Raw genomic sequence first — 25,601 nt, forward strand, 5'->3', positions numbered from 1 at the left:
GGCACCACGGTGATGGGAGGCGGACGAGGGCGCCTCGGCGCCACCGTCGAATGGTGGAACCGCCACCCGAGGCGGCACCTGGGGACAAGGAACCATCGATCGCCATCAGGGCGTGGGCGATGGCGTGCGCGCCCCGTGATCGAGCGTCGGCACGTCAAGCGAACCCAAGTCCGCGCCGACCACCACCGCGACGATGAGGGGCAGCACCCCCGCGAGCGCGAAGGCCGGCAGCAGGCACAGTGCGAGTGGCAGCGCCAGACGGACCCCGAGCTCGCCTGCGGACCGGGCCGCGTCACGCCGCGCCTCCCGGTCCAGGCGCACCATGGCGGCGCGCAGTCCATGCCCGGCGGGGGCTCCCGCCGACTGCGCGAGCGCCAACGGACGCGCCAGCGCGTCGACCAACGGCCCCTCCAGGCCCGGGGCCGACCCGCCGTAGGCGTGTGCCGCCGCGAGCGCCCGCAGCGGTCCCGCGGTGAGGGGATCCACCGCATCAGCGGTCCGCGCCAGGGCCGTCGACACGTCGAGGCCGGCCGCGAGCGCGGCGTCCACCAGGGCCAGCACCACTGGTACGGGCAGGCCCTCCGAGCTGGACGCCGTGGCCGCACGCACCAGCCGCCCCATCCACGTGGCCCCGAGCCATGTGAGCAGTCCCGCTCCGCCCAGCATCGCCCACCCCAGCGGGGACGTGATCAGCAGACCGAGAGCGCCGGGGTCCACTGCTGCCGCCAGCCCCACGCCCACGAGCGGCAGCCACCGCAGGATCCGGGCGCTCATCCGAGGACCCGCAAGCTGTGCCTCCGCAGCGTCACGCGCATCGCGGTCCCGCGCGACCGCATCGTCGACACGGGCGAGCACGCGGGCAAGCGGCATCCCCGTGTGTCGCGCGAGGGTGCACGCGGCCACCACCGACCGCCCTGCCGTGGGGTCCCCGCTCCAGGCGGGTGCCTCAGCGAGAGGTACGCCCCTCACGTCGACGGGCACCCCCGCGAGCGTCCACGCACGGCTGGGCGGCAGTCCCGACTCGAGCAGTGCGATGGCGTCCGCGAGCAGCAGCGAGACGTCTGCCGACTCCCCCGGGCCCCCACGCGCCGGTGCTCGCCCGCTACGCCGCCGCATCGGCCGGATCCCCCAGGGCCGCCGCGAGATCGCCCCATGCCGGGCCTTCACTCCAGCGGCCCTCCGACTCCCAGGCCCACGCCACAGCGACCTCGAGTCCTGGGTCTCGCGAGCGCAGCACGCACACCTGGGTGAGCCGTCGCACGCCACCCGCACGCGAGACGTGCAGCACCACGTCCAGACCCGCGGCGGACTGCGCCTCGACTGCGGCGGCGGGCATGCCCGCGAGTGCGCCCAGGGTCGTCAGCCTCACGGGCACGTCGCGAGGAGAGTTCGCGTGGATGGTGGTCATGCCGCCGCGATGGCCCGTGTTGAATGCGGACAGCACCTCCCGCAGCTCGGCTCCACGACACTCCCCCAGCACCACGCGATCCGGGCGCATGCGAAGCGCCTCCCGGACCAATCGGGCCAGGCCCACCGCACCCGCGCCCTCGACGTTCGCGCGCCGCTCCACGAGCCGCACCACGTGGGGGTGCGCGGGGGCGATCTCGCCCGCCTCCTCGATCACCACGATGCGCTCATGCGGCGCGGCCAGGGACAACAGGGACGCCATGAGGGTGGTCTTGCCGCTTCCCGTCGCACCGCACACCAGCACCGACAGCCGTGCCCGGACGATGCGCGCGAGCAGTGCCGCCGTGCGCGCATCGATCGCGCCGGACGCGGCGAGATCCGCGAGGGTGAGCGCTTGGGAGCGCACCACCCGCAGGGAGATCGCGGCGCACCCGGGCGATACCGGCGGCAGCACGGCGTGCAGTCGGTTGCCGTCCGGCAGGCGGGCGTCCGCCACCGGGCTCGCGTCGTCGAGCCGCTGGCCGCCCGCCGCGGCGAGCCGCACCGCGAGCGCCCTCACCGCATCGGCGTCTCGCAGCGCCACGTCGACGCGCTCGAGGCCGAGCCCGCGGTCCACCCACGCTTCGCCAGGACGGTGCACCAGCACGTCCGTGACACCTGGGATGCGCAGCAGCAGTGCGAGGGGGCCGGCCCAGTCGCTCGACCCCCCATCCCGTGCTCGGGACGCCTCGCCCTCTCCCGCATCGACCTCCTCCGCCCTCCCCGTCACGACAGCCAGCGTGGCCGCCGCGCCCCACCCGCGCATCGGCCAGGCCGCCGTCGTGGGGAACGGTCAGGTGAACGTCCGCTCTGGGGACGGCCGACGGGTGTCGGATGTCGGCCACGTTGGTTAGGGTTGCGGTCAGAGGAGGTGCCATGGCCGGCCAGAAGGTGTCGAAGCCCACAGCGGCGTTCTTCGACCTCGACAAGACCATCATCGCGACCAGTTCGTCGATGGCATTCTCGAGGCCGTTCTACGACGGAGGTCTCGTCACGCGCACGCACGCGCTGCGCACCGCCTACGCACAGTTCCTGTTCCTGGTCGGGGGCGCGGATGAGCGCCAGACCAACCGGCTTCGCGACTCGCTCAGCGACCTCATCAAGGGCTGGGAAGTGGAGAAGGTCAAGCGCATCGTCGCCGAGACCATCCACGACTACATCGACCCCGTGGTCTACGAAGAGGCCCTCCAGCTGATCCGCCGTCACCAGGCCAACGGTCGCGACGTCGTGGTCGTCAGCGCCTCCGCCTCCGACATCGTCGAACCCATCGCCGAGCTTCTGGGCGCCGATGCCGTGGTCGCGTCGCAGCTGGGCGTCAAGAAGGGCTTCTACACGGGCGACATCACGTTCTACGCCTACGGCGAGGCGAAGGCTGACGCGGTCCGCCGATTGGCCGAGGACAAGGGCTACGACCTGTCCCGCTCGTACGCGTATTCCGACTCGATCACCGACGCCCCGCTGTTGAACGAGGTGGGCTACGGGTTCGTGATCAATCCGGACCGCGCGCTCAGGCGCGCCGCCGCTCTGCACGGGTGGGGCGCGCTGACGTTCAAGAAGCCGGTCGGGCTGCGGACGGGCCCGTCGGCGCGGTCCACCATTCTCACTCTGCTCGCCACCGCCGCCGTGGTGACGGGAGTCGTGCTGTTGGTGCGCGCCGCACGGTCGGACGACGACTGACGATCGCCCACCGCCACGATGACGCGTTGGACTCGGCTCTACGATGAGCTCGCCGGGCCGCGCTTCCCCGCGCTGCTGGCATACGCGAGCCTGCTGACAGGCGACCGCGGCACGGCCGATGCGCTCGTCGGCTCTGCACTCCGGCGCACCTTCGCGCGGCCTCGCCGGATGGATGACGTGGCCCAGGCGGAGCTCCACGTCCGCCGGGCCATCGTGGCGCAGTTCCTCGCCCGTGAGCGCGAGTTCGCACCCCCACCACCTTCGACCGAGCGGGCGAGCGTCGACCACGGTGGTGGCCCACCGACCGAGGCTCCCTCTGCGGCCGGGCTCGGAACCCACGAGTCCGCCAACCCGTACGCGCCCCCGGGACACGGCGAAGGCGCCGTCTCCCCGCCGCCTCACCCCGCGGATCACGGCGAGGCCGAGCCCGCCCGCGCATCGGCCGGACTCCCCGAGCCGTCGGACGTCGCCCGCGGCGAGCGCAACGAGCGCGACGACGACCGCCTCCAGGAGACCCTCCTCGCGCTGCCGCCACAGGCGCGCGTGGTCGCACTGCTGCGCCACCACGACGGGCTGACACCGGGCCAGATCGCGGAGCAGCTGGCCCTGACGCCGCTTGCGGTGCGCGACGCGCTGCGGGAGGTGACCGGCGTCGTCAAGGAGGGACTGGGAATCGCGCTCGCCCATGACGACCTCGGGGACGACGGCGACGTGGCCGCGGAGATCACCGTCGCGGACCACGCGGTGCGGCCCTGACATGGACGAGTTCAGCGAGCGGGTGCGAGCGGCGGCCGATGCACGGGCGCGGCAATGGCCCGATGCGCGGGCGGGTCGGGAACGGCGCCGCTCGATCAGGCGGGCTCGAGCCCTGCGGGTCGGCGGATCGGCCGCCGTCGCTGCGGTCGTCATCACCGGCATCGGTGCCGCAGGTGTCGGGTTCACCGGACTTGGCTCCGCGCCCGAGCCGAGCCCCAGCGCCTCGCCCGACCTCACCATCGACCAAGGCGACACCGCTTACGCCACCGTGCCGTTCCCGGACGCGCACGTCATGGAGTCGCAGTGGGACCACATGACCGGCTTCTGCGGCGAGCCAGTGCCGGCGACGGACGCGACGGGCGCCGACTTCTCGGTGGAGTTCGCCGTCCCCCAGGGCCTGGAGATCGACCAGGTCACCGGCGCCAGCGTCGGCGCCACAGAGGCGTCGGCCACCGTGTCCTACCACGGCACCGCGACCATGCCCGCATTCGTCGATGGCCCGTTCGCCCTGTACATGCGGGACGGCATCGTGGTCGGCATGGCGCTGAGGTACCAGAACCCGGTGGTGACCGCTTTCGAGCAGGGCCGCACCTCCACGTACCGGTGGGAATCGATGAGCGGTTCACTCACGTGTGACCAGTCGGCCGGGTTCAGCACCCTCGAGCCCGGGGAGTACCAGATGGTGCTGGTCACCCAGGTGCACAACGACGAGACCGCTGCCGCGATGCAGAGCCTGCGCATGGACGGCTTCACGCTGCCGATGGCCAACGAGCTCCCGGCGTTCCGGGAAGGCGCCTACGAGTGCGACGGCGCCTACACGTGGAACGACCTCATCCCCGTCACGTGCGAACCGAACGCCCTGCCGGGAGTGGAGATCGATGAGCAGGCAGGCATGGTCACCGTGCCCTATGACGCGTCGTACTACGCCGAAGACGTGGACCTCACCTTCGTCTCCTCACCTGTCGACGTGACCCTCAGCGAGCGCGAGGATGACGAATACCTCCCACCTCCGGACCGAGGGCCCTCCTACGAGCGCGGCGCGGTGCCGGCGTGCGGCGACACCTACGCGAGCATCCACTCAGGGTCGATTCGCGCCGGGTGGCAGAGCAGCGCGTGGGACGCCGACGGGTGGGAGGACCGGTGGCGCACGCTGGACGAGGTGAGCGTGGGCGATCGAGTCACCCCAGTGTTCTGGCTGATGGACCAGGGCTGGATCACCGCAGATCTGACGGTGCCCACCGACCCTCGCGTGTGGGTCATGAGTCAGCGGGACGTTCAGTACGACGACGGTGACGACGACCCCACTACGGAGACGTGGGAGAGCGTGCAGGAGGTGGTCGCATGGCTGGACACCGCGTCCGAGGTGGAGGGCTCGGCGCTCGAGATCGTCCGCTACGACGGCCCGGAGACATGGCCGCTCACCGTCACTGACGTGCAGACATGCGACGGGACCGATGTCGCCGACATTGAGATCAGCATGGGCTTGATCGCGTCGCCCTCCACCTTGACGCGCAGCGACGGCCGCACCGAAGAGCTCGACGCGCTGGTGATCTACCCCTGACACTCGAATCCGCCATATCTGACCCCAACCTTTCACCACCCCCCATACGTTGACACTGTGACAGGACGGTGGCACGGCCTTCAGGGGGAACGATGCGCAGGATCGCGTTGACCGCAGCAGCGACCATGGCACTGCTGCTCGGCGTCGCCGCCGGCTGGACGTGGCAGCAGTGGCAGCCGGTCCCAGGACACCCGACTGTCGCGGTCGAGGCCACCGAGTGAGGGGCGCGACACGCCCCACCGCAAGGGATTTCCCGCGGGGCATGCCCCTGACCAGGGACGCCGCAGAATCGTCCGCGCGACGTAGCGATTCGTCCGTTTCTGGGACGTACGATTGAACTTCACCACAAGGATTCGGCGGGGCGGCAACGCGCCCGCCCAGGGGGGCACGACCAACGGATGAACAAGGGGCTCATGGCCGTGGGCGCGGTCGCGATCGCAGGGCTGTCCGCAGCCGTGGGGTGGTACGGCGTCCAGTTGCTGACAGGCGACGGCGAGACGCCGGTGGCGGAGCCGTCGAGCACCCCCACCGCGGATCTCCCGACCGTGCCCCTGACGTTCAACCTCACGGAGGTCGAGAGCGAAGCCAGCGGACTGTTCACCCCGCCCGCATGCGGTGAGGAGTGGTCCGCCGAGGCCACCGCCGCCAATGGTGTGATCCCCGAGGTCGACGTGACCCGGGGCGAGATGAGCGCATCGGCCACCGTCACCTTCACCAGCGAGGACGAGGCGCTCACCGCCTTCCTCGCTCAGGAGGGCCAGCTGATCATCACCCGCGACGGCGTCGTCGTGACGCCCGACTGGGGCAGCGAGTTCGTCCCCGACCTGTTCGTGACCTCGACGGACACGACCGCACCGTCCTCGGACTCCATCGAGTTCACCGGCGCGACGCTGTGCGACACCGCCGCGGAGCTGTCCGCGATCTGGGACGACTTCGAATGGTCCGGCGCGACCGAAGAGCAGATCGCCTCGCGTCAGCAGGAGGCAGAGGACTTCGAGGCCGCGAATGCAGACCTGCCGCCCGGAGACTACGAGGTCTACGCGTGGACCCCGGTCATTCTCGGCGAGCCGGCCGCCGCCGCGCGGGCGCTGGCTGAGGAGGGCGTCACCGGCCTCGCCTACCTGCAGTACACGGCTGGATACTCGGCCATCCGCGACGACCCGCGCATCGACGACCACTGCGAGGAGTCCGAGACTCCCGACGGACAGAGCGAGATGCTGTGCGACGTGCCGCAGGACGTGCTGGCCGAGGTGCTGACCCGCGACGTGCCGGAGCACTACGTGGTCGACGCCCCCGCCGCCGTCGCGATCTCGGAGCCGGCGACCTTCACCGTCGAGTGAGGACGCGGACCGGCTCAGCCGGTCTTGCGGCGGAAGTCCTTGGTCGCGTGAGCCTCACCATTGCCGTGGAGTGAGTCGGGTCCGGTGCTCTTGCCGGCGCTGCCGGGCTTCTGCGCCTGTCCATCGTTGCCGACGTAGGTCCCCATGACCTCTTGCGGGTCTCCCGCCTCGACGTCCTTGAGGAATGCCGCGGCCTCGTCGCCACGCATCATCTTCGCGAGCTTGCCGTGGTGGAAGATGACCGCCTCGCCATTGCTGCGCGTGCGGTAGTCGAATCCTTCTGCTCCAGTCATCTGCCCATCGTGGCACGGGAAGCGACCGGACCGCGCGGCGAATCGCACACGGACCGCGACGGACCTCGCTAAGACGAGGGGCGCTCTTCGCCGTCGGCCTCGCGCGGCTCGCCGTCGCCGTGAGGGACAGGTCCGTCGAGCGGCTTCTCCATCGCGGGGTGAGTGTCCATCCCGGCTGTCGGGGCGGCGCCGGACTGGCCGCCGACGAACGTCGCCATCACCTGATCTGCGTCGCCGTCCTTCACCTGCGCGAGGAAGTCCTCCGCATCGTCGCCCCGAAGCAGCAGCGCGACCGATCCGTCACGCATGATCTCGACCTCGCCGTTGGTGCGGGTGGTGTAGGTGAAGCTCTGTGATTCCGTCATGAGGACATCGTGACACGGCACCCGGCCGATGCGCGTGCTCAGGCCCCTCGCCGGCGGTGCTCGGTGGGGCTCAGGCCCCGCACACGGGTGAAGGCGGCGCTCAGCGCGAAGGGGGAGGAGTACCCCACCGCGCGAGCAATGGAGGCAAGCGTCGCCGTATCGTCGGCCAGCATCATGTCCGCCGCCACGTCGATCCTCCACCCGGTGAGGTACGCCATGGGCGCCTCCCCCACCAGTGCCTGGAAGCGCCGGGCGAATGCGGCACGCGACAGCCGCACCTCGTGCGCCAATGACTCCACGGACCACGGGTGCGCGGGGTCGTGATGGATCAGGCGAAGGGCAGCGCCGATGGCGGGGTCGGCATCGGCGCGGTACCAGCCAGGGGCCTGCGGATGGTCGAGCCAGGCGCGCAGGCACGTGATGAGCAGCAGGTCGAGCAATCGGTCGAGAACCGCCTCCTGTCCAGGAAGATCCTGCACGACCTCGCGCGCGAGCAGGTCCACGATCGTGGAGTCGACGTCTCCGCGCCGGAGCACCACGCGGTGAGGCAGGGCGGTGAGCACCCGTCTGCCCACCGCTCCCCCGAGCGGGTACGTGCCGGTGATGATCACGGTCTCGCCCTGGAGGTCGTTGCCCCACGACCGCACGCCGAAGACCGTCATCGGGGAGGGACCGCCATCGATCGCGCGGCACTCGTCCGTGGGACCGACCGCGACCGTGGGCCGAGTCTCGGCGGAATCGGCCACCACGTAGTGCTCGGGCCCGCGCAGCAGCACCACGTCCCCACTCTCGACGACGACGCCGTGGTCCACGGCATCGTGACCGCCCGCCGTCGCCGGACCCACCCACGCGGAGCCGCGCAGCACCGGGATGATCGTGAGCGGCGCTCCGTCCTCGATGCGCATGCCCCACGGCGCGGTGAGATGGCTGCGCAGCAGGAACGCGCCCCGTGCGCGGGGGCCGTCCAGCAATCCGGAGACCACGTCCATGCCGCCAGCGTAGGGCGCAGCCGCCCCGAACGAGACGGACGCGTATGCAACGGAGCGTGAGGACTATGGATCGTCTCGGATCCCCCCGGTTGACTCGGGTTGCCAGTCACCCCACCCAGGAGGTCGCCATGACCCAGCAGTCCCACACCAGCCCCACCCTCGCCACCACGCCGCCAGCAACCGGAGAGGTGGCAGTGATCGGCGCCACCGGCAAGACCGGGCGCCGCGTCGCGGAGCGACTCGAGGCCCTCGGTGTCCCCGTTCGCCGCGCCTCGCGCAGCTCCGCCCACCCATTCGACTGGGAGGACGAATCGACGTGGGCTCCCGTGCTGGACGACACCGTCGCCGCCTACGTCGCCTACGTCCCGGACCTCGCCGTCGCAGGGGCGCCCCAGGCCGTGACTCGCCTCGCGACGACCGCGCGTGACTGCGGCGTGCAGCGCCTGGTGCTGCTCTCCGGGCGCGGGGAGACGGAGGCGCAGCGGGCCGAGGCCATGGTCGCCGAGGCGTTCCCGTCGCGGGTGGTCGTGCGGTGCGCCTTCTTCGCCCAGAACTTCGATGAGAGCTTCCTGCTGGGGCCCTTGCTCGACGGCACACTCGCGCTCCCCGTGGGCGCCGTGCGCGAGCCCTTCGTCGACCTTGAGGACGTCGCCGAGGTCGCGGTCGCAGCGCTCATGGACGATGCGCACGCCGGCCGGGTCTACGAGCTCACCGGACCGCGGGCGCTCACCTTCGCCGAGGCCGTAGCGGAGATCTCAGCCGCCTCAGGGCGCGACCTCCAGTACGTCCCCATCACCATGGCCGAGTTCTCGACGGCGCTCACGGCCATGCGGGTTCCTGCTGCTCAGATCGGCCTCTTGGAGTACCTCTTCACGGAAGTGCTCGACGGCCGTGGCACGGCAGTAGCGGACGGCACGATGCGTGCGCTGGGCCGGACGGCGACCGATTTTCGCGCGTACGCCGCGCGCGAGGCGGCCGCGTGGATGCTGCCGGGAGTCTCCGCATGACGGCCTTTGCGCTGCTCACCGGCGGTGCCGCCATCACGACGGCTCTCGCAGGAGGGGTGCTCTACGCGTTCTCGGCCTTCGTCATCGCGGGCCTGCGGAGGCTCCCTCCTGAGCAGGCGGGGGCGGCGATGCGCGGCATCAACATCGACGCGCAGCGCGCCCCGCTCATGCTGCTCATGGTGGCGTCGCTTGGCCTGCCGATCGCCGCGGCGATCGTGGGCGGCAACCAAGGATCCGAGGGCGCGCCGTGGGCCATCGCCGGTGCCGTGGTCGCGGCCGTCGGCATTCTGGGGATCACCGCAGCGGGCAACGTGCCGCTCAATGAGAGGTTGGCGCGCGCCAGCGACATCGGTGCCGCCTGGCAGCGGTTCGTGGGCCCGTGGCTCCTGTGGAATCACGCCCGCACCGCACTGGCCGCGATCGCATCGGCGCTGTTCGTGGTGGCGCTCATCATGGGGACTGCGTGACACGCCACGGCCGATGCGCGCGCTCGGGTCTCGCGCACCCGGTGCTGGGGTCTCGCGAACGCGTGGGCCTCGCCGCCAGACCGACGGACAGGTGCTATTGAGCCAGTTCGGCGCCGCCACGCGGGGCCACGGCCGTCGCGCACCAAACGGGCCTGTCCGTCGGTCGCGAGAGGCGACCGCGGAGCGCGCGGACGGCAAGCCCATCGGTGGCCACCTCGCACGGATCCGGCATCGGAGCTTGTTGAAACCATTTAGCATTTGGGCGCCACCGATCTACCAGGCACGCTTACAAATGGTTGGCATAGGACCAAAGTCCTCCTAGGCTGGCCGACATGGCCAATGATGACCAGACCCAGTCCCCCACGCTCGAGAACCTCCACACCGAGACTCGATCCTTCCCTCCCAGTGACGAATTCGCCGCTCAGGCCAACGCCACCGCGGAGCTCTACGCGCAGGCTGCGACCGATGGCCCCGAGTTCTGGGCAGAGCAGGCGCGGCGCCTGCACTGGGAGAAGCCGTTCACCGAGGTGCTCGACTGGTCCGACGCCCCCGTGGCCCGGTGGTTCGCCGACGGGACGCTCAACGCGTGCGACAACGCCGTGGACCGCCACGTGCGCGAGGGCCGTGGCGACCGCGTGGCCTTCCACTTCGAGGGAGAGCCGGGCGACACCCGCACCCTGACGTATGCGGACATGCAGCGCGAAGTGTCGAAGGCCGCGAACGGCCTGGAAAGCCTCGGACTCACCAAGGGCGACCGGGTCGCCATCTACCTGCCGCAGATCCCCGAAGCCGTCATCGCCATGCTCGCCTGCGCGCGCATCGGCGCCATCCACTCCGTGGTGTTCGGCGGCTTCAGCGCCGAGTCGCTGCGCCAGCGGATCGACGATGCGGAGGCCAAGCTGGTCATCACCGCGGACGGCGGCAACCGGCGGGGCGCGCACCTCGCGCTCAAGCCCCTCGTGGACGCCGCGATCGCGGCAGGCGACCACCACCCGGAGCCGTCGGCGACCGTCGAGAAAGTGCTGGTCGTCAAGCGCACCGGCCAGGACACCCACTGGGTCGAGGGCCGCGACACGTGGTGGCACGACGTCGTGGAGCCCGCATCGGAGATTCACGTCCCCGTGATGGTGGAGGCGGAGCACCCGCTGTTCATCCTCTATACCTCCGGCACCACCGGCACCCCGAAGGGCCTTTTCCACACCACCGGCGGCTATCTCACGGGCGTCTCGTACACCCACCGCGTGGTGTTCGACCTCAAGCCTGAGACGGACGTGTTCTGGTGCTCGGCGGACGTGGGGTGGATCACGGGCCACTCGTACATCGTCTACGGACCGATGATCAATGGCGCGACCCAGGTGCTCTACGAGGGCACCCCCAACACCCCTCATCAGGGCCGCTGGTGGGAGATCATCGAGAAGTACAAGGTCTCGATCTTCTACACCGCGCCCACCGCGATCCGCACGTTCATGAAGTGGGGCGAGGCGATCCCCGCGAAGTTCGACCTGACCTCGCTGCGCGTGCTCGGCTCGGTGGGTGAGCCCATCAACCCCGAGGCCTGGATGTGGTACCGCCGCGTCATCGGCGGCGACCGCTGCCCGCTGGTCGACACCTGGTGGCAGACGGAGACCGGGTCCATCATGATCTCGCCGCTGCCCGGCGTCACCGCGACCAAGCCGGGCTCCGCCCAGGTGGCGCTGCCGGGCGTCTCGGCTGCGGTGGTCGACGATCACGGAGACGAGGTGGGTCCCGGTCACGGCGGCTACCTCGCCCTCACCGAGCCGTGGCCGTCGATGCTGCGCGGCATCTGGAACGACCGCCCTCGATACGAGCGCACCTACTGGAGCCGATGGCCGCACCTGTACTTCGCTGGCGACGGCGCCAAGCGGGACGCCGACGGCGACATCTGGCTCCTGGGACGCGTGGACGACGTCATGAACATCTCCGGCCACCGGCTGTCCACCACGGAACTCGAGCACGCCCTCGTGTCCCACCCGTGGGTGGCGGAGGCGGCCGTCGTGGGCGCGAGCGACGAGACCACCGGCCAGGCCGTGGTCGCGTTCGTGGTGGTCAGGTCCGACGCGGCAGGCGCCGACGCCTCTGGCCACGACGTCTCCGTCGCGCTGCGCGAGCAGGTCGCCAAGGAGATCGGTCCGCTCGCGAAGCCGCGAACCATCCTCGTCGTCTCCGAGGTCCCCAAGACCCGCTCGGGCAAGATCATGCGCCGGCTGCTGCGCGACGTCGCCGAGCATCGGCCGGTCGGAGACGTGACGACTCTGGCGGACTCGTCGGTGATGGACGCGATCCGCGAGGGCTTGGACTCCGGCAAGGGAGAGTGACTCCGTCCTCGCACCCTGCCAACTCCTGACGCGCGTCGCGGCGCTCGGCGGGCGTATCGGCCGGCGACCTGCGCACAATGGGGCATGACCCTTCACCACACGCAGTTCGACACCATCGTCATCGGCGGCGGCCAGGCCGGACCGTCCTTGGCGGCCAAGCTCGATGCCCGCGGCGAGCGCGTCGCGGTCTTCCAGGACGGGCCGTTCGGCGGCACGTGCCTCAATGACGGCTGCCGCCCCACCAAGGCCCTCCGCGCATCGGCCCACGCGGCGCACGTGGCACGCACCGGCGCGCCGTACGGCGTCCACGTCGAAGGCGTGACCGTCGACGTCGGCGAAGCGGTCGCCCGCAAGGACGCGCTGATCGAGGGCTGGCGCGACAGCAGCGGCGGCTACTTCGAGGACCACGAGACCATCAGCTACGTCACCGCCCGCGCCCGGCTCGCAGGGCGTGACGGCGACGACTATCGGGTCGAGTTCGACGGCCAGGTCGTCACGGCGCCGCGGATCGTGCTCAATCCCGGCGCCCGGTCGGTGCCCCCGCGCATCGAGGGCCTGTCCCGCATCGACTACCTCGACCACCACACCCTGCTCGACCTCACCGAGGCGCCCGACCGTCTGCTCGTGATCGGCGGCAGCTACATCGGGCTGGAGATGGGCCAGATCTGGTCGCGTTTCGGCTCCCACGTCACGATCCTCCAGTCCGGCGACCACGTGATGCCGCGCGAGGACCCTGACATCGCCGATGCGGCGGCGGACTTCCTGCGCGAGGAGGGCCTGGAGGTGCGCACCGGCGTGCGGATCGTGCGCGCCGAGCGGGACGGGGATGGAGTGGTCCTCACGCTCGAGGACGGCGAGACCGTCGCCGGCGACCGTGTGCTCATCGCGGCGGGCCGGATCCCGAACAGCGACGACCTGGGCCTCGACACCGTCGGGGTCGACACGGACGAACGCGGCTACGTCACCACCGACGAGCACTTCCTGACCTCTGCGCCAGGCATCTACGCCCTGGGCGACGTCAACGGCCGTGGCGCCTTTACTCACACCAGCTACCAGGATCATGAGATTCTCGCGGAGCACCTCGCAGGCGAGGACCGCTCGGTCGCCGACCGCATCCCCACCTACGCGGTGTTCACCGACCCACCGCTGGGGCGCGTGGGGATGACGCTCGCGCAGGCGCGAGAGGCCGGAATCACCGTGGCCGTCGCGGACTACCCCATGGCCAACGTCGCCCGTGCCGCACTCGACGGCGTCACGGCGGGGACCATCCGGCTCGTGGTGGACGCTGATCGCGACCGGCTCGTGGGCGCGGCCGTGCTGGGCCACCACGGCGACGAGGTGATCCACGCACTGTCGATGCTGATGCACCTGGACGGGCCCGCATCGGCCCTGCACACGTGGCTCACCATCCATCCCACCGTCGCAGAACTGCTGCCCACCGTCTACGGCGCGCTGGAGCCCGACGACGGGGCGACGCGCGGGGCCTAGCACCGCACCTCCGGAACTGACGACGGTTCCGCCAGCACGCCCGCAGTGGCGCGAGCCGCGACCCCCGCGACCCCCGCGACCCTCGCCTCCCGGTTCGGTAGCGTGACCCGCATGGACGAGCAGCTCATGCATGGCCCCGATGCCGGCCCCGCCGCGTTCAACCCTTCGCGACTGCAGTGGAGCGACCTCCCGCCGCACATCGCCGCCACCGTCGAGGAGCGCGAGCGCTCGCGAGTGGTCGACGCGGGCAGCGTGACCCAAGGCTTCAGCCCGGGCTACGCCGGAGTGGTGACGCTGGCCGATGGCAGGTCGATCTTCGTCAAGGCCGTCAGCGCCGCGCAGAACGAGGGCGCCAGGCAGCTGGCCACGGCCGAGGCGAATGCCTGCACCGCCCTCACGCCCGACGTTCCCGCGCCGGCGCTGCGCTGGTCCTCGCTCGACGAGTGGGCGGTGCTCGCGTTCGACGTGGTGGGCGGTGCATCACCGCGGCTGCCATGGGCTCCCGACGATCTGGCTGCGGCCCTCCGGGCGCTCGAAGAGCTCGCCGAGTGTCGACCCGCCGCCGGCCACGGCCTCGAACCGCTGCACCACGACAGCGAACTCTTCACGCGCTGGCGCACGTACGCGCAGGTCAGTGGCAGGGAGCGGGACCAGCGCCGGGAGCGTCTAGGCGAGTGGGCACCGTGGGTGGAGCGGCACCTCGAGTCTCTGGTCGCGTGGGAGGCGGATGGCCCCGCAGCGGTCACCGGTGACCGTCTGGTGCACGGCGACCTCCGCGCCGACAACATGATCATCGACGACGACCGCGCCTGGCTCGTCGACTGGCCCCATGCCTCTGTGGCGGCTCCTTGGGTCGACCTCGCTCTCATGCTTCCGAGCGTGCAGATGCAGCGCGGGGGCGACGCTCATCAGCTCTTCGCTGATCACCCGCTGAGCCGTGACGTGGAGCCCGAGGAGGTTCGCGCGTGCGTCGCTGGGCTCGCAGGCTTCTTCCTGGTCAACGCGGTCGAGCCTGCGCCTCCTGGGATTCCCACACTGCGCGCATTTCAGTGGGGTCAGGCGATCCCGAGCGTCGAGTGGCTGCGAGCACTCGACCCGGATCTCGCGCGGATCGCCTGACCCATGCGGGCGGCCGTCGAGGCCCAGCCCGGCACCTGCGCTACCCCAATACCTCCGGCAGCGTGCGGTCCTCGCCGCGCACGTGCTGCGCGAGGAAGGCGAACACGGTCTCGTACCAGACGATCGCGTGCTGCGGCTTCAGGATCCAGTGGTTCTCGTCGGGGAAGTACAGGAACCGGTGGTCCATCGACCCGTCGGGCGCCGCAAAGTGCTCGGCGAGCTCGGCCCACAGCCGCAGACCCTCGCCGATCGGCACGCGGTAGTCCTTGTCGCCATGGATGACCAGCATGGGAGTCGAGATCTCGGCCACCGAGTGATGAGGCGAGTGCTCCACCATCGCCTCGGGCGTGAAGATCGACTGCCAGTAGTCGGCGTGGTCGGTCGTCGGGCCGAACTGGTCGAGCGACCACAGCGCCGCATGCGTGACGATCGCGTCGAACCGGTCGGTGTGGCCCGCGACCCAGTTGGCCATGTAGCCGCCGAAGGACCCGCCCATCGCGGCCGTGCGGGTCTCGTCGATCTCGGGTCGCGACTCGACGGCATCGGTGATGCTCAGCAGGTCCGTGTAAGGCTTGTGGCCCCAGCTGTTCCAGCCGCGCGCGATGAACTCGAGACCGTAGCCGGTGGACAGCGCCGGGTCGGGAAGCAGCACTGCGTAGCCCTGTGCCACCGCGAGCGCGGGGCTCCACCGCCACGACCACTGGTTCCATGAGTTGAGCGGCCCGCCGTGGATCCACAGCAGCAGCGGGGCCGGGGATGCGGCCGATGCGCTCGGTGGGGTGAGCAGCCATCCGCGCACTCGGGTGCCATCCTCGGCGGTGGCGTCCACATCGGTGAGCGTGGCGCTCACCTCAGGCGCGGGGGCCGGGTTGGCAAGACGGGTGACCGTGCCGTCGAAGGCGATCCGCACGGGATGGGCCGGCTCGAGCATCGTGGCGCGCAGCGCGACCAGTCCGGCTCCGGTGCGATCCACGGCGACGGCGGAGTAGGCGGCGGCGTCGTGGGTGATCTGGGTGACCTCACCGGTCGTGACGTCGATCGAGAACACCGGGCAGCGGCCGTCGTGGTCCGCCGTGACGATCAGCGCGGAGCCGTCGGCGGAGAACGCGGTCGATGCGGCCCAGCGGTCCCAGTCGGCGGCGATCTCGCGAGCGCCGGAGCCGTCGAGATTCGCGATCCACAGCTCCTGGTCGGCGGGGCCGGCAGGCGTCGACTTGGCGCCACGCCCGTAGGCGAGGCTGGCGCCGTCGGGGCTGATGACGGGGCTCACGAAGTCGACCCCCTCCTCGTCGGCGAGCACGGTGTGGGCGCCGCTCGCCACGTCGATCGACACCAGGCGCGTGCGAGACGAGCGCCCCACGGGCACCGACAAGGCGGCGATGACGGTGCTGCCATCGGGGCTGACCGCGACACCTCGGTGGTCGACGCTGAGCCCCGGCTGGGGCGTGAGATCGCGAGGGCGCGGCAGGGTCTCGGGGTACGGCGTCGGTGCGTCGCCATCGTCCTTCGCGACCGGGACCTCAGCGCGCGCGGCCTCGGCGGGCACGCCGTCGAGGTCCAGGGCGAGCAGGTGCGGCTCGGCCGGTCCCAGGTCGTGATCCCAATCACGGATCGGATACGTGCTGTGCAGGATCGCGTTGACCTTGCCCTTGGTGCGGGCCGCCCGAATCCGCGCGTCGTCCTCGAGCGAAGACGCCGAGGGCATGAGGTGAGCTCCCAGAATGGCTGCGCGCGCATCGGCCGCGAGGGCCTCGATCCCCGAGACTCCCCCAGCGAGGCGGGAGATGCAGCGGGCTTCGCCGCCGTGGGCCGAGAGCAGCCACAGCTGCGACTTCTCATCGTCGCCATCAGCATCAGGCCGGGTCGACGTGAAGAGCACATCGCCCGTCGAGGTGAAGGCCGCGCCCGCCTCGCCCTTCGCGGAGCGGGTGAGGCGCACCGGGTCGCCAGTCGCACCGGCCGTGGCCGGCACCTCCCACAGCGCGCGCTCGTACGCGGTGGCGTCCTTGTTGAGGGTCGCGACGGTGAGCACGGTGCGGGCGCCATCCGGCGACAGCGCGAGGCCGTCGATGCGAGGAATGGCGATGAAGTCGGACAGGGAATCGTAGGAGTCAGTCACCACTCCACCGTAATCGGCGCGCTCGGGTGCCTTGGACCGCCGGTCACGGACCGGTCAGGCCGGCAGGCGCTCGCGCGCGGTCATCACTTCCTCCAGCGTGGCGGGCACCTGGAGGATGCCGCCGCGGAGCCCGGCGATGCCCAGTGCGTCCCGCACCTGCTCCGTGGACGCCCCGATCACCCGCACCCGCGTGCCGGCGAGCGACACCAGAAGCCCGGCTTCGGACAATGCGCGGAACGCGGCCGGCCACTGCTCGACCTCGACCTCAAGGGCTCGAACGTCACCCACGATGTCGTCTCGCGACCCGGCGGCGACGTCGCGACCCCGCGACATCAGCACCAGTCGGTCGCACTGCTCCGCCTCCTGCATGTAGTGCGTCGTGACGAGTACGCCGACGCCGCGGTCGGCGTGCTCGTGGATCACGTCCCACAGGCGCGCGCGCGAGAGCGGGTCGACGCCTGACGTGGGCTCGTCAAGCACCAGCAGCTCGGGCTCATGCCCCAGTGCTGCGGCGAACGCGAGTTGCCGTTGACCGCCCAGCCCGATCTGGCCCACGGTGCGGCCGCCCGCGCCCGTGAGCGCCTCGGGCAGCGCGGTACCGCGAGACCCGAACGCGGCATCCACGAAGTCGAGGTTCTCGCGCGCCGTGAGTGCGGCCCACAGGCCCAGACCTTGCGGCACGTATCCCTGGCGCGCGCGGGTGTGCCGCGACGGAACCTGTCCGAACAGCTCCAGCTCGCCCGCCGAGGCAGGCAGCAGGCCCAGGATCATCCGGATCAGCGTGGTCTTCCCGGCGCCGTTGGCGCCGAGCAGTCCCACGATCTCGCCGGGCAGCACCGTCAGCGACACGTCATCGACGGCCGTGAGGTCACCGAACCGCCGGCTGACGGCCGAAGCGCGGATGAGGGGGGCCGCGTCCGCGTCACCCGTCTGGCTGCGCGGCACGGCCGGCACCGAGGATGGCACGGCGCGGGGCGACCGGACGATGGACGACGACGCCACGGGTGCGCCGGCCGGCGCGCTCTCCCCCGCGGCGACCGCCAGCTTCGCGAACGCAGCGGCGACCATCGCGTCCTCCAGATCCGCCACGGGGGCCTCGCCTGATGCTGGGGAATCTGGAGACCATTGGCGCCATGACGCGCCGCGCCGCCACGCGTACGCGAGCTCGGTAGGAGTGTCAGTCGTGGCCACGTGGCCCGGAACAGCGGCTCGCACCTGTGCGGGAGTGCCCTCGATGAGCACGCGTCCGGCATCGAGGGCGAGCACGTGCGAGGCGCGCTCGGCCTCGTCCAGGTACGTGGTCGCCATCACCACGGCCGCGCCGTCTGCGGCGGCCTGGGAGATCATCCGCCACAGGTCGATGCGACTCACCGGGTCCACGCCGGTCGACGGCTCGTCCAGGATCAGCAGTTCGGGCCGATGGAGCATCGCAAGGGAGAACGCGAGCTTCTGACGCATGCCGCCAGACAGAGCGCCCGCCAGCCGAGCGGTCGCGCCAGCGAGTCCGCTGCCCTCGAGCAGGGCCGCGCGACGCTCGCGCAACGTCGCGCCGCGCACGCCGTATACCGCGCCCGCGAACGCGATGTTCTCGTCGACGGACAGGTCGCGCCACACCCCGGCGGCGGTGGGCATGAAGCCGATGCGCGCCAGGCCGGGCGCATGCACCTCGCCCTCCGCAGGCCGCAGTGCGCCAGCCAGAGCGCGCAGCGCCGTCGTCTTCCCGGCACCGTCGCCGCCCACCAGGGCACGTACTTCTCCACGTGTCGCCTGGAGCGTCACCTGGTCCAGTGCCACGTGGCGCCCGTAGCGGACGGTGACGGAGTCGAGGCCCCAGGTCCGCGCATCGGCCGTCATGAGGCCCGCGCCTTCTGGTGCACGCGCGGCGCCAGGTCACGGCGGAACCGGAGAACGGCCGCGGTGAAGATCAATGCGGCCATGCCCAGCAGCACGGCGAAGACCGGCCACAGCGAGGTCAGCCCCGCGCCGCGGAGGAAGATGCCCTGGCTCATCTCCACGAAGTAGGTGAGCGGCAGACAGCGACCTATCCAGGCGATCACGGTGGGCATGGCGTCGAGCGGGAAGATGAAGCCGGAGAGCAGGATCTGCGGGAGCAGCATCATGATGGCGAGTTGGATCGCCTGCGCCTGGGTCTGCGACACGGTCGAGATCAGCACACCCAGCCCGAGCACCACGAACAGGTACAGGCCAGCCCCCACAGCGAACAGCCAGGGATTGCCCGCGAAGGGGACGTCGAACAGCCACACGCCCACCAGGGTGACGATGAGCATGTCAATCGCCGCGAGGATGAAGTAGGGCGCGATCTTGCCCAAGATCACGTCCCAGGGCCTCAGGGGCATCACTGCGAGCTGCTCCAGAGTGCCGTTCTGGCGCTCCTTCACCAGGCCGATCGAGGTGATGATGGTGCCGATGAAGGTCAAGATCAGACCGATCAGCGCGGGCACCATGACCCACGAGGTGTCGAGGTCGGGGTTGAAGAGGATCTCGACCTCGACGGCGTCGCCCGCGCGGGCCAGGGCGGCGTCGGCGGACTGGGCGGCGAACAGGCTCGAGCCGTCGAGGTACGCGGTCGGGGGCTGCGTCGAGGTGTCGATCGCCAGGTCCACGACGTTGTCGCGCAGCAGCTGCCGGGGGTCGGCGTCGGGATCGTTGTCAGCGGCCACCGTGAAGATCTCGGGCAGCGCCCGCTCGATCTGGTCTGCTCGCTCGCCGGTCACAGCCGTGGGGATCTCGTCGACCGTGAAGTTGGCGGCGTAGCCGAAGACGATGAGCAGCACGATCGGCAGTGCGACCAGCATGGCCATGGTGCGCCGGTCGCGCCGAAGTTCGCGGAACTCCTTGAGAATCATGCCCTTCATCGGTGCCTCCTCGGCGTCATGCGCATGGCGGTGGCGGAGTCGCCCGCCTAAACCGAATGTTCATTCGCTTTCAGACTCCATCGTGGCGCGCGCGCACCGGACTGTCAAGAACGAATGTTCATTCGTTATGGTGGACCCATGCCCCGTCGCTCACCCCAGCACCACGAGCAGCGCCGTGAGCAGGTGCTCGCGGCCGCGCTGCGCTGCTTCGCACGCGACGGCTTCCATGCAGCATCGATGGCGGACGTGATCGCGGCGGCCGGCGTCTCCGCAGGGACGGTCTACCGCTACTTCCCATCCAAGTCCGCGCTGGTGGTTGCCGCCGGCCGGGCCGTGTTCCTGCCCGCCTCCGCCCCGCTCACCGCGCTCGTCGCGTCCGGCAGGGTGGTGCGCCCCACGGAGGCGATGGGCGCGATGTTCGCGGCGCTGCTGGAGAGGGCTCAGCGGGACAGCACCGACATGACCTCGCTGACCCTCGACGTGTGGGCCGAGTCGCAGCGCGATGCGGAGATTCGCGATGCCCTGCAACAGGTCTACGGAGGCATTCGCGCGGATCTGGGCGCGCTGGTGGCCCGCTGGCAGGAGGCCGGCCACATCCCCGCGAGCGAAGACACCGACGCACTGACGACTGCGCTCGCGGGCGTCATGCCAGGCCTGCTGCTCCAGCGGCGGATCTTCGGCGAGGTCGACGCCGCGGGCGCGCTCCGGGCACTGGGCGAGCGCACCGGGCTATAGCGCCGGGCTCACGTCAGCCCAGGAGCTCGGCGACCGCCCACCACACCGCGGCGACGGCTCCCAGGATCCCCAGCAGCACGAACACGTGGTTCGCCCACAGGTGGGAACGGCGGACGCTGGCGGCGACGGCGATCGACACTGCGATGATCGCGATCCCAATGAGCGAGGCGCGCAGATCGGGGCCGAGCCCGTCCTCGCCGCCGAAGCCGGGAAGAGTCGCATCTCCCATGAGCACCGCGACGATCAGCAGGAGGCCCACGGCCGTGCCCACACCGCCGATGGTCCACGCCGTTGCCCTCATGCGGCCAACCTAGACCCTGGGTGGGCCGGCTCTGCCGCACACGCCGTATCCGGGCGCGTTAGCATCGCCATATGTCTGATTCGCGTCTTTCTCCCCGGATCCTCCGGGGCGCCCTGGCCGCGCTGCTCGCGGTCTCATTGAGCGCGTGCGGCTCGTCCGGCGGCGGCGAGGTCGTCGACCTCGGCACCGGCAGCACCGGGTCGCCCGCGCCCATCCCCGCGTCAGGTGAGCCCACCGAGGGTCAGGCGATCATCGTGCCGACCTTCGCGTTCGAGTACGGCTACCAGATGATCGCCCCGACGGCGGCGGGAACCTACACGTTCGAGCTCACGAACGACGGCGACATGGAGCACGACCTGGTGATCGAGGGCGAGGGCGTGAGCGGCGGCACGGAGATCGTCGGCCCCGGCGAGTCCGACTCGTTCACCGTCGAGCTCGAGCCGGGCACCTACACCGTGTATTGCTCGGTGGGCACGCACCGCTCGCAGGGCATGGAGGTCACCTTCACGGTGGGCTGACCCTCGTCAGGGTGCGGCGCGCGCACCCGATGCGCGGCCTGCGTCCCGGAGGTCCAGCCAGCGATCGACGGCGACCACGAGGCCGAGCACCACGATCCCCACGCATGCGCCGGCCAGCACGTCCGAGAGGAAGTGGTAGCCCAGGTAGAGCCGAGTCCCACCGACAAGGGCGATGAGCAGCACGGACCCGAGCACCCACCAGAGCGCGGCGCGCACGCCCCCGTGGCGGTGCCACAGCAGGTACCCCGTCACGAGCACCAGCGTCGCCGCTCCGGTGGTGTGACCCGACGGAAACGAGAAGGACGTCTCGTAGCCAGGGACCGTCTGGAAGCCCGCGTCGGGTCGCGCACGCGCCACGATCATCTTCACGAGCATCGAGATCCCCGTGGCCAGCACCATCGAACCCGCCAGCAGCACGGGGTCGCGCCACGATCGCGTGCGCCACACCCAGAACGCGCAGCCGATCAGGATCAGGATGGGCAGCACCACCGGACCGAACGTCTCCGTGATCGCCGTCATCACGGTGGTCAGCCACTCGACCCGGTTGTCGACGAGCCATTCGATGAGCGGCTGGTCGACTGCCTCGATGATGTCGTTGTCGAGAACCTCGTCGAGCACTGCGACGAAGCCCCATGCCCCGACGGCGACGAGCAGCAGGCCGGGCACCACGGCGCGCGCCAGCGGGGGCAGTTTCATCCAGGCGTCACGGGTCATCCGTTCAGCCTAAGCGGGCGTGGTGCCGTGGAGCACCCGGCCGTCTCCGCATCGGCCGTCTGTCTCGGCCCACGCCCACGCCCCGCACCTGGCCCCGCCCTTTCCGCCTTACCCCGCCTCTCCCCGCCCTACCCGCCTCTCCCCGCTCGGCAAGTGTCGAAAGGCGTGCAGCGTGGCGCCCAGATGTGCACGGATATCGACACTTGCGGGGGTTGGGCGGGGCGGGGGTTGGGCGGGGCGGGGGTTGGGCGGGGCGCGACGGAGGTTGGGCGGGGCGGGGGTCGGGCAGGGCGGAGTCGGGACCTGTGCCGACCAGTCGCTACCCCCGCAGGTCGCGACGGCCGTACGCCACCACACCCACCGCGACCAGCGCTGCGGCCACCCCCACCAGCACCGCGAGGTGCCACCACGTCATGCCGACCTCGAGCGGGTTGCCCGCGGCGTAGTAGTAGAACGGCGAGACGCGCGCCCAGTCAGCGAGGTCGGGGTTGACGGGCACGAAGCTGTTGATGCCCCAGCCGAGCACTGCCACCCCGGTGCTCGCGCCGATCGCCGCGTTCACCCGTCCGGTGACCGCGCCCGCCACGAAGGCGACCGATCCGAGCAGCATGCCCAGACCGGCGAGCAGCACGCCCCCGGCGGCGATGTGGGTCACGTCCATGCCCAGGCCGGCGATGGCGTTTCCTCCCGCCACCCCGGCGAACAGCGCGACGCCGGCGATGACCGATCCGACCGCGATCGCGGCGGCCTTGCGGATCGCCAGCGACCTGCGCGACACGGGCATCGTCGCCAGCACGCTCACCGTGCGCCGCCGCTCCTCACCCGCAAGTGCCGCTCCGGCATTGATCGCGATCACCGCGACCGCGACAGGCGCGACGATCGTCATGAGCTCGCCGAAGTACCAGCCCTCCGCGGTCGAGAAGTCCGCGAAGCCCACCATCGCGAGGATGGACTCCGGCATCGCCTCCACCACCTCTCCGATGTTGACGGCGCTGTTCTGCATGGCACCGAACAAGGGACCGAGCACCAGCGCCTGGAGAGCCATCGCGCCGCCGGCCACCACCAGGTAGGGCCGCAGGTCCGTCAGCGCTTTGGTCGCGATCCCGCGCGTCGACGCACGCCCCGCCAGGAGGGCGACCGCGCGCCCCAGGCGCGGGTCCTCACGCAGCCGCTCGAGCATCGGCGCTCGCGACGCGCCCGCCCCGAGGTCACGACGCACCAATCCCCACCACGCCACGCCCACGAGCACGGCCGTCACCGCGAGCAGCACCAGCAGTGGCGCCCAGTCGAGCCCGGTCGTCATGGGCTGCGGACCGCTGATCCAGTACCAGGGAGACGCCTTCGCCCAGCCGGCAAGGCCATCGAAGAGCGGCAGCAGTCCGGACGCGAGGAACGACAGCACCACGAGGCCGACGCCCACGCCCGAGGCGAGCGCACGGTTGCCCGTCCACGCCCCCAGGGCGAGGGAGAGGGCGCCGAACATCAGGCACACCACGAGCATGTGGACCGTGGCAGCGGCCAGATCCATCGAGCCCACGTCGGCACCGGCGAGCGCGGCCGCCACCACGTACGACGCGGACGCCGCGACGCCGGCGACGACCACGATCGTCGCGGCGGCGAGGGCCTTGGACCGGAGCAGGCGGGCGCGGCTGCGCGGCAGGGCGCCGAGCACATTCATGGTGCCCGCGGTCTCCTCGCCCGCGATCGCTGCGGCCCCCATGGAGATGCCAAGGCCAGCGATCACGAACGGCCCCAGGAAGTTGAACATGTTGCTGAGCATCAGTCCCGCGACTCCTGCGTCGGAGGTGATGCCCAGCAGCGACAGGTACGCGTCCGGCATCTGCGAGATGAAGTCGGTGGCCTCGTCGCCCATGTCGGCGTACGCCCACAATCCCATCCACGCGATGGCGAACAGTGACGCGACCGCGATGACGGCGCCCAGCCACCGGTCGCGCAGGCTCTTGAGGTAGACGGTGCGCAGCATCACGCCACCCGACCGTCGCGCCCGCCAGCGGCGTCCAGATCATCACCGGCGGCCTCGACCTCGTCCCGGTAGAACTCGAGGAAGATCTCGTCCAAGTCGACGCTCGCGGAGGAGACGGACAGCACGTCATGAGCCGTGGCGACGGAGAGCAGCGGCGCCATCGAGCCCTCGTACTGCGCCGTCACGGTGGGCCCGTCCATCGTCACCTCGTGCACGCCGCTCACACCGAGGAAGGCCCGCTCGGGCACCGGCGCGCCGAACTCCAACGTGATGCGGCGCAGCGCCTTGTCCTGCAGCTCCGCCATCTGCTCGACCGCGATCAGGTGGCCGCGCCGAATGAAGGCCACCCGGTCCGCGACGCGCTCGACCTCGCTGATCGTGTGCGACGAGAGGAACACGGTTCCCCCCGCATCGGCCATCTCGCGCAGCAGCGTGTGGAACTCGAGCTGCACCAGCGGGTCGAGGCCAGTGATGGGCTCGTCCAGGATCACCGCCTGGGGCGAGTGCATGAAGGCGAGCACGATCCCCAGCTTCTGGCGGTTGCCGGACGAGTACTCGCCGACCTTGCGCGACAGGTCCGCACCCAGGCGCTCGGACAGCTCGCCCACCCGCGTCCAGTCGACGCCGCCACGCAGCCCGCCCACGTACTCGACCGTCTGGCGGCCCGTGAGGTTCGGCCACAGCGCCAGGTCGGACGGCAGGAATCCGATGCGCCGGTGGATCTCCACCGCGTCGTGCCTGCTGTCCAGACCCATCACGCGGCACGCGCCGGAGGTGGGCCGGATGAGGTCGAGGATCGCCCTGATGGTCGTCGACTTGCCCGCGCCATTGGGACCCAGGAATCCGAAGATCTCGCCGGGGTGGATGGCGAAGCTCACGTCGTCCACCGCGGTGAACTGCCCGTACTTCTTGGTGAGGCGATCGACCTCGATCACCGGGGTCTGTGTCATGACCCCTCCTTTCGTAAGAACTCCTCAAGCCGCGCCGAGAGCTGCGGCCACTCGTGCTCGAAGAACCGCACCATCTGATCGAGCGAGGCGATGCGGTCGCGACGCGTCTCCGGCATCACCGCGCGCCCCTCGTCGGCGAGCACCCGCATCCCGGCGATGCGCCGGTCCTCCGAGCCGATCAGTCGCACCCACATGTTCTGCGGCAGTTGGTAGAAGTGCGTCCGCACCCCCATGCGCCGCACCTTCTCCACCATCTCGACGCCCGCGAGGGTGCGCAGCTGCGTCGAGACGGTCCCTGCAGACAGGCCCAGGGCCGATGCGATCTCAGCCTGGGTCTGGGCCGCGGGCTCGCAGACGGTCAGGTATCCGAGGATCGCGCCCGCAGCGTGGCCGAGGCCCCCGGCCTGCCAGTAGTCGGCTACGCGCTCGACGTACGCAAGGCGCTCGGGAGTCAGGGCATCAGGCGTGAATGCATCGGTCATGTTTTCAGTTGTATTTGAAATCCGTGAAACTGTCCATCGTCCGTGCGGATGATCTGTCGGTGAACGAGGACCATGGGA

At 70.8% G+C, this 25,601-nt stretch carries 24 protein-coding genes; 11 read left to right on the forward strand and 13 right to left on the reverse strand.

Features of this window, described 5'->3' with window-relative positions:
• Positions 1 to 105: 105 nt before the first annotated feature.
• Together QQX02_RS04630 and QQX02_RS04635 are read right to left on the reverse strand one after the other, a co-directional pair.
• Positions 106 to 1,116 carry a type II secretion system F family protein gene (locus tag QQX02_RS04630; protein ID WP_301141563.1) on the reverse strand — a complete coding sequence of 337 codons (1,011 nt, stop codon included), beginning with the start codon at positions 1,114 to 1,116 and terminating at the stop codon, positions 106 to 108.
• Positions 1,103 to 2,176: a TadA family conjugal transfer-associated ATPase gene (locus QQX02_RS04635; RefSeq protein WP_301141564.1), complete on the reverse strand. Its 1,074-nt coding sequence runs from the start codon at positions 2,174 to 2,176 to the stop codon at positions 1,103 to 1,105. The genes QQX02_RS04630 and QQX02_RS04635 overlap by 14 nt, the downstream gene beginning before the upstream one ends.
• Positions 2,177 to 2,322: 146 nt before the next feature.
• Between QQX02_RS04635 and QQX02_RS04640 the strand changes: the two genes are divergently transcribed.
• From QQX02_RS04640 to QQX02_RS04655, 4 genes are all read left to right on the forward strand, one after another.
• Positions 2,323 to 3,123, forward strand: coding sequence for an HAD family hydrolase (locus tag QQX02_RS04640; RefSeq protein WP_301141565.1), 801 nt, complete (start codon positions 2,323 to 2,325; stop codon positions 3,121 to 3,123).
• Between the two features lie 18 nt (positions 3,124 to 3,141).
• Positions 3,142 to 3,879, forward strand: coding sequence for a hypothetical protein (locus QQX02_RS04645; RefSeq protein ID WP_301141566.1), 738 nt, complete (start codon positions 3,142 to 3,144; stop codon positions 3,877 to 3,879).
• Between the two features lies 1 nt (position 3,880).
• Positions 3,881 to 5,440 (forward strand): hypothetical protein, encoded by a 1,560-nt coding sequence (locus QQX02_RS04650; protein ID WP_301141567.1) that lies wholly within the window; start codon positions 3,881 to 3,883, stop codon positions 5,438 to 5,440.
• A gap of 398 nt (positions 5,441 to 5,838) precedes the next feature.
• Positions 5,839 to 6,780 carry an RNA-binding protein gene (locus QQX02_RS04655; RefSeq protein ID WP_301141568.1) on the forward strand — a complete coding sequence of 314 codons (942 nt, stop codon included), beginning with the start codon at positions 5,839 to 5,841 and terminating at the stop codon, positions 6,778 to 6,780.
• Positions 6,781 to 6,794: 14 nt separating this feature from the next.
• Here the strand turns inward: QQX02_RS04655 and QQX02_RS04660 are convergent, their stop codons facing one another.
• The 3 genes from QQX02_RS04660 to QQX02_RS04670 all read right to left on the reverse strand — a co-directional run bounded on the left by QQX02_RS04660 (position 6,795) and on the right by QQX02_RS04670 (position 8,427).
• Positions 6,795 to 7,073: a hypothetical protein gene (locus QQX02_RS04660; RefSeq protein ID WP_301141569.1), complete on the reverse strand. Its 279-nt coding sequence runs from the start codon at positions 7,071 to 7,073 to the stop codon at positions 6,795 to 6,797.
• Positions 7,074 to 7,141: 68 nt separating this feature from the next.
• Positions 7,142 to 7,438, reverse strand: coding sequence for a hypothetical protein (locus tag QQX02_RS04665; RefSeq protein WP_301141570.1), 297 nt, complete (start codon positions 7,436 to 7,438; stop codon positions 7,142 to 7,144).
• A 38-nt stretch (positions 7,439 to 7,476) separates the two neighbouring features.
• Positions 7,477 to 8,427, reverse strand: coding sequence for an AraC family transcriptional regulator (locus tag QQX02_RS04670; protein WP_301141571.1), 951 nt, complete (start codon positions 8,425 to 8,427; stop codon positions 7,477 to 7,479).
• A gap of 128 nt (positions 8,428 to 8,555) precedes the next feature.
• Between QQX02_RS04670 and QQX02_RS04675 the strand changes: the two genes are divergently transcribed.
• From QQX02_RS04675 to QQX02_RS04695, 5 genes are all read left to right on the forward strand, one after another.
• A complete protein-coding gene (locus tag QQX02_RS04675) occupies positions 8,556 to 9,434 on the forward strand; it encodes a Rossmann-fold NAD(P)-binding domain-containing protein (protein ID WP_301141572.1) in 879 nt (292 codons plus the stop codon).
• On the forward strand, positions 9,431 to 9,901 hold the full coding sequence (locus QQX02_RS04680) for an anthrone oxygenase family protein (RefSeq protein ID WP_301141573.1): 471 nt from the start codon (positions 9,431 to 9,433) through the stop codon (positions 9,899 to 9,901). Before QQX02_RS04675 ends, QQX02_RS04680 begins: the two co-directional genes overlap by 4 nt.
• 332 nt (positions 9,902 to 10,233) lie before the next feature.
• Positions 10,234 to 12,237: an acetate--CoA ligase gene (gene acs / locus QQX02_RS04685; RefSeq protein ID WP_301141574.1), complete on the forward strand. Its 2,004-nt coding sequence runs from the start codon at positions 10,234 to 10,236 to the stop codon at positions 12,235 to 12,237.
• A gap of 84 nt (positions 12,238 to 12,321) precedes the next feature.
• Entirely contained in the window at positions 12,322 to 13,725 is a 1,404-nt protein-coding gene (locus QQX02_RS04690) for a mercuric reductase (RefSeq protein ID WP_301141575.1), read from the forward strand.
• A 111-nt stretch (positions 13,726 to 13,836) separates the two neighbouring features.
• The gene (locus tag QQX02_RS04695; protein WP_301141576.1) at positions 13,837 to 14,844 is read left to right on the forward strand and encodes an aminoglycoside phosphotransferase family protein; all 1,008 of its coding nucleotides are present in this window, start codon (positions 13,837 to 13,839) and stop codon (positions 14,842 to 14,844) included.
• A 40-nt stretch (positions 14,845 to 14,884) separates the two neighbouring features.
• Here QQX02_RS04695 and QQX02_RS04700 read toward each other — a convergent pair whose 3' ends face one another.
• Genes QQX02_RS04700 through QQX02_RS04710 form a run of 3 tightly spaced genes read right to left on the reverse strand, consistent with a single transcriptional unit; the run spans position 14,885 to position 19,839 of the window.
• Complete coding sequence (locus QQX02_RS04700; protein ID WP_436968500.1) at positions 14,885 to 16,963, reverse strand: S9 family peptidase; 2,079 nt, start codon at positions 16,961 to 16,963, stop codon at positions 14,885 to 14,887.
• A gap of 54 nt (positions 16,964 to 17,017) precedes the next feature.
• Positions 17,018 to 18,817: an ATP-binding cassette domain-containing protein gene (locus QQX02_RS04705; protein WP_301141578.1), complete on the reverse strand. Its 1,800-nt coding sequence runs from the start codon at positions 18,815 to 18,817 to the stop codon at positions 17,018 to 17,020.
• A complete protein-coding gene (locus tag QQX02_RS04710) occupies positions 18,814 to 19,839 on the reverse strand; it encodes an ABC transporter permease (RefSeq protein WP_301141579.1) in 1,026 nt (341 codons plus the stop codon). Before QQX02_RS04710 ends, QQX02_RS04705 begins: the two co-directional genes overlap by 4 nt.
• 138 nt (positions 19,840 to 19,977) lie before the next feature.
• Between QQX02_RS04710 and QQX02_RS04715 the strand changes: the two genes are divergently transcribed.
• Positions 19,978 to 20,574 (forward strand): TetR/AcrR family transcriptional regulator, encoded by a 597-nt coding sequence (locus QQX02_RS04715; RefSeq protein ID WP_301141581.1) that lies wholly within the window; start codon positions 19,978 to 19,980, stop codon positions 20,572 to 20,574.
• Positions 20,575 to 20,587: 13 nt separating this feature from the next.
• On the opposite strand, the gene QQX02_RS04720 is transcribed toward QQX02_RS04715, so the two are convergent.
• Positions 20,588 to 20,875: a hypothetical protein gene (locus tag QQX02_RS04720; RefSeq protein ID WP_301141582.1), complete on the reverse strand. Its 288-nt coding sequence runs from the start codon at positions 20,873 to 20,875 to the stop codon at positions 20,588 to 20,590.
• A 71-nt stretch (positions 20,876 to 20,946) separates the two neighbouring features.
• Here QQX02_RS04720 and QQX02_RS04725 point away from each other — a divergent pair, with 71 nt between their 5' ends.
• A complete protein-coding gene (locus tag QQX02_RS04725; RefSeq protein ID WP_301141583.1) occupies positions 20,947 to 21,393 on the forward strand; it encodes a plastocyanin/azurin family copper-binding protein in 447 nt (148 codons plus the stop codon).
• Between the two features lie 6 nt (positions 21,394 to 21,399).
• On the opposite strand, the gene QQX02_RS04730 is transcribed toward QQX02_RS04725, so the two are convergent.
• From QQX02_RS04730 to QQX02_RS04745, 4 genes are all read right to left on the reverse strand, one after another.
• Entirely contained in the window at positions 21,400 to 22,107 is a 708-nt protein-coding gene (locus tag QQX02_RS04730) for a phosphatase PAP2 family protein (protein ID WP_301141584.1), read from the reverse strand.
• A 319-nt stretch (positions 22,108 to 22,426) separates the two neighbouring features.
• A complete protein-coding gene (locus QQX02_RS04735; RefSeq protein WP_301141585.1) occupies positions 22,427 to 24,091 on the reverse strand; it encodes an ABC transporter permease subunit in 1,665 nt (554 codons plus the stop codon).
• Positions 24,091 to 25,041 carry an ABC transporter ATP-binding protein gene (locus QQX02_RS04740; protein WP_301141586.1) on the reverse strand — a complete coding sequence of 317 codons (951 nt, stop codon included), beginning with the start codon at positions 25,039 to 25,041 and terminating at the stop codon, positions 24,091 to 24,093. Before QQX02_RS04740 ends, QQX02_RS04735 begins: the two co-directional genes overlap by 1 nt.
• Positions 25,038 to 25,523: a GbsR/MarR family transcriptional regulator gene (locus QQX02_RS04745; RefSeq protein WP_301141587.1), complete on the reverse strand. Its 486-nt coding sequence runs from the start codon at positions 25,521 to 25,523 to the stop codon at positions 25,038 to 25,040. The genes QQX02_RS04740 and QQX02_RS04745 overlap by 4 nt, the downstream gene beginning before the upstream one ends.
• Positions 25,524 to 25,601: the final 78 nt, after the last annotated feature.

The sequence above is a fragment of the Demequina muriae genome, from assembly GCF_030418295.1.
GTDB classification, from domain to species: domain Bacteria; phylum Actinomycetota; class Actinomycetes; order Actinomycetales; family Demequinaceae; genus Demequina; species Demequina muriae.

Coding starts and splice junctions, on each gene's coding strand:
- QQX02_RS04735 (WP_301141585.1), bottom strand. CDS start 24,091: ATGCTGCGCACCGTCTACCTCAAGAGCCTGCGCGACCGGTGGCTGGGC.
- QQX02_RS04710 (WP_301141579.1), bottom strand. CDS start 19,839: ATGAAGGGCATGATTCTCAAGGAGTTCCGCGAACTTCGGCGCGACCGG.
- QQX02_RS04660 (WP_301141569.1), bottom strand. CDS start 7,073: ATGACTGGAGCAGAAGGATTCGACTACCGCACGCGCAGCAATGGCGAG.
- QQX02_RS04725 (WP_301141583.1), top strand. CDS start 20,947: ATGTCTGATTCGCGTCTTTCTCCCCGGATCCTCCGGGGCGCCCTGGCC.
- QQX02_RS04690 (WP_301141575.1), top strand. CDS start 12,322: ATGACCCTTCACCACACGCAGTTCGACACCATCGTCATCGGCGGCGGC.
- QQX02_RS04630 (WP_301141563.1), bottom strand. CDS start 1,116: ATGCGGCGGCGTAGCGGGCGAGCACCGGCGCGTGGGGGCCCGGGGGAG.
- QQX02_RS04745 (WP_301141587.1), bottom strand. CDS start 25,523: ATGACCGATGCATTCACGCCTGATGCCCTGACTCCCGAGCGCCTTGCG.
- QQX02_RS04670 (WP_301141571.1), bottom strand. CDS start 8,427: ATGGACGTGGTCTCCGGATTGCTGGACGGCCCCCGCGCACGGGGCGCG.
- QQX02_RS04650 (WP_301141567.1), top strand. CDS start 3,881: ATGGACGAGTTCAGCGAGCGGGTGCGAGCGGCGGCCGATGCACGGGCG.
- QQX02_RS04720 (WP_301141582.1), bottom strand. CDS start 20,875: ATGAGGGCAACGGCGTGGACCATCGGCGGTGTGGGCACGGCCGTGGGC.
- QQX02_RS04680 (WP_301141573.1), top strand. CDS start 9,431: ATGACGGCCTTTGCGCTGCTCACCGGCGGTGCCGCCATCACGACGGCT.
- QQX02_RS04640 (WP_301141565.1), top strand. CDS start 2,323: ATGGCCGGCCAGAAGGTGTCGAAGCCCACAGCGGCGTTCTTCGACCTC.
- QQX02_RS04645 (WP_301141566.1), top strand. CDS start 3,142: ATGACGCGTTGGACTCGGCTCTACGATGAGCTCGCCGGGCCGCGCTTC.
- QQX02_RS04740 (WP_301141586.1), bottom strand. CDS start 25,041: ATGACACAGACCCCGGTGATCGAGGTCGATCGCCTCACCAAGAAGTAC.
- acs (WP_301141574.1), top strand. CDS start 10,234: ATGGCCAATGATGACCAGACCCAGTCCCCCACGCTCGAGAACCTCCAC.
- QQX02_RS04705 (WP_301141578.1), bottom strand. CDS start 18,817: ATGACGGCCGATGCGCGGACCTGGGGCCTCGACTCCGTCACCGTCCGC.
- QQX02_RS04715 (WP_301141581.1), top strand. CDS start 19,978: ATGCCCCGTCGCTCACCCCAGCACCACGAGCAGCGCCGTGAGCAGGTG.
- QQX02_RS04695 (WP_301141576.1), top strand. CDS start 13,837: ATGGACGAGCAGCTCATGCATGGCCCCGATGCCGGCCCCGCCGCGTTC.
- QQX02_RS04655 (WP_301141568.1), top strand. CDS start 5,839: ATGAACAAGGGGCTCATGGCCGTGGGCGCGGTCGCGATCGCAGGGCTG.
- QQX02_RS04665 (WP_301141570.1), bottom strand. CDS start 7,438: ATGACGGAATCACAGAGCTTCACCTACACCACCCGCACCAACGGCGAG.
- QQX02_RS04730 (WP_301141584.1), bottom strand. CDS start 22,107: ATGACCCGTGACGCCTGGATGAAACTGCCCCCGCTGGCGCGCGCCGTG.
- QQX02_RS04675 (WP_301141572.1), top strand. CDS start 8,556: ATGACCCAGCAGTCCCACACCAGCCCCACCCTCGCCACCACGCCGCCA.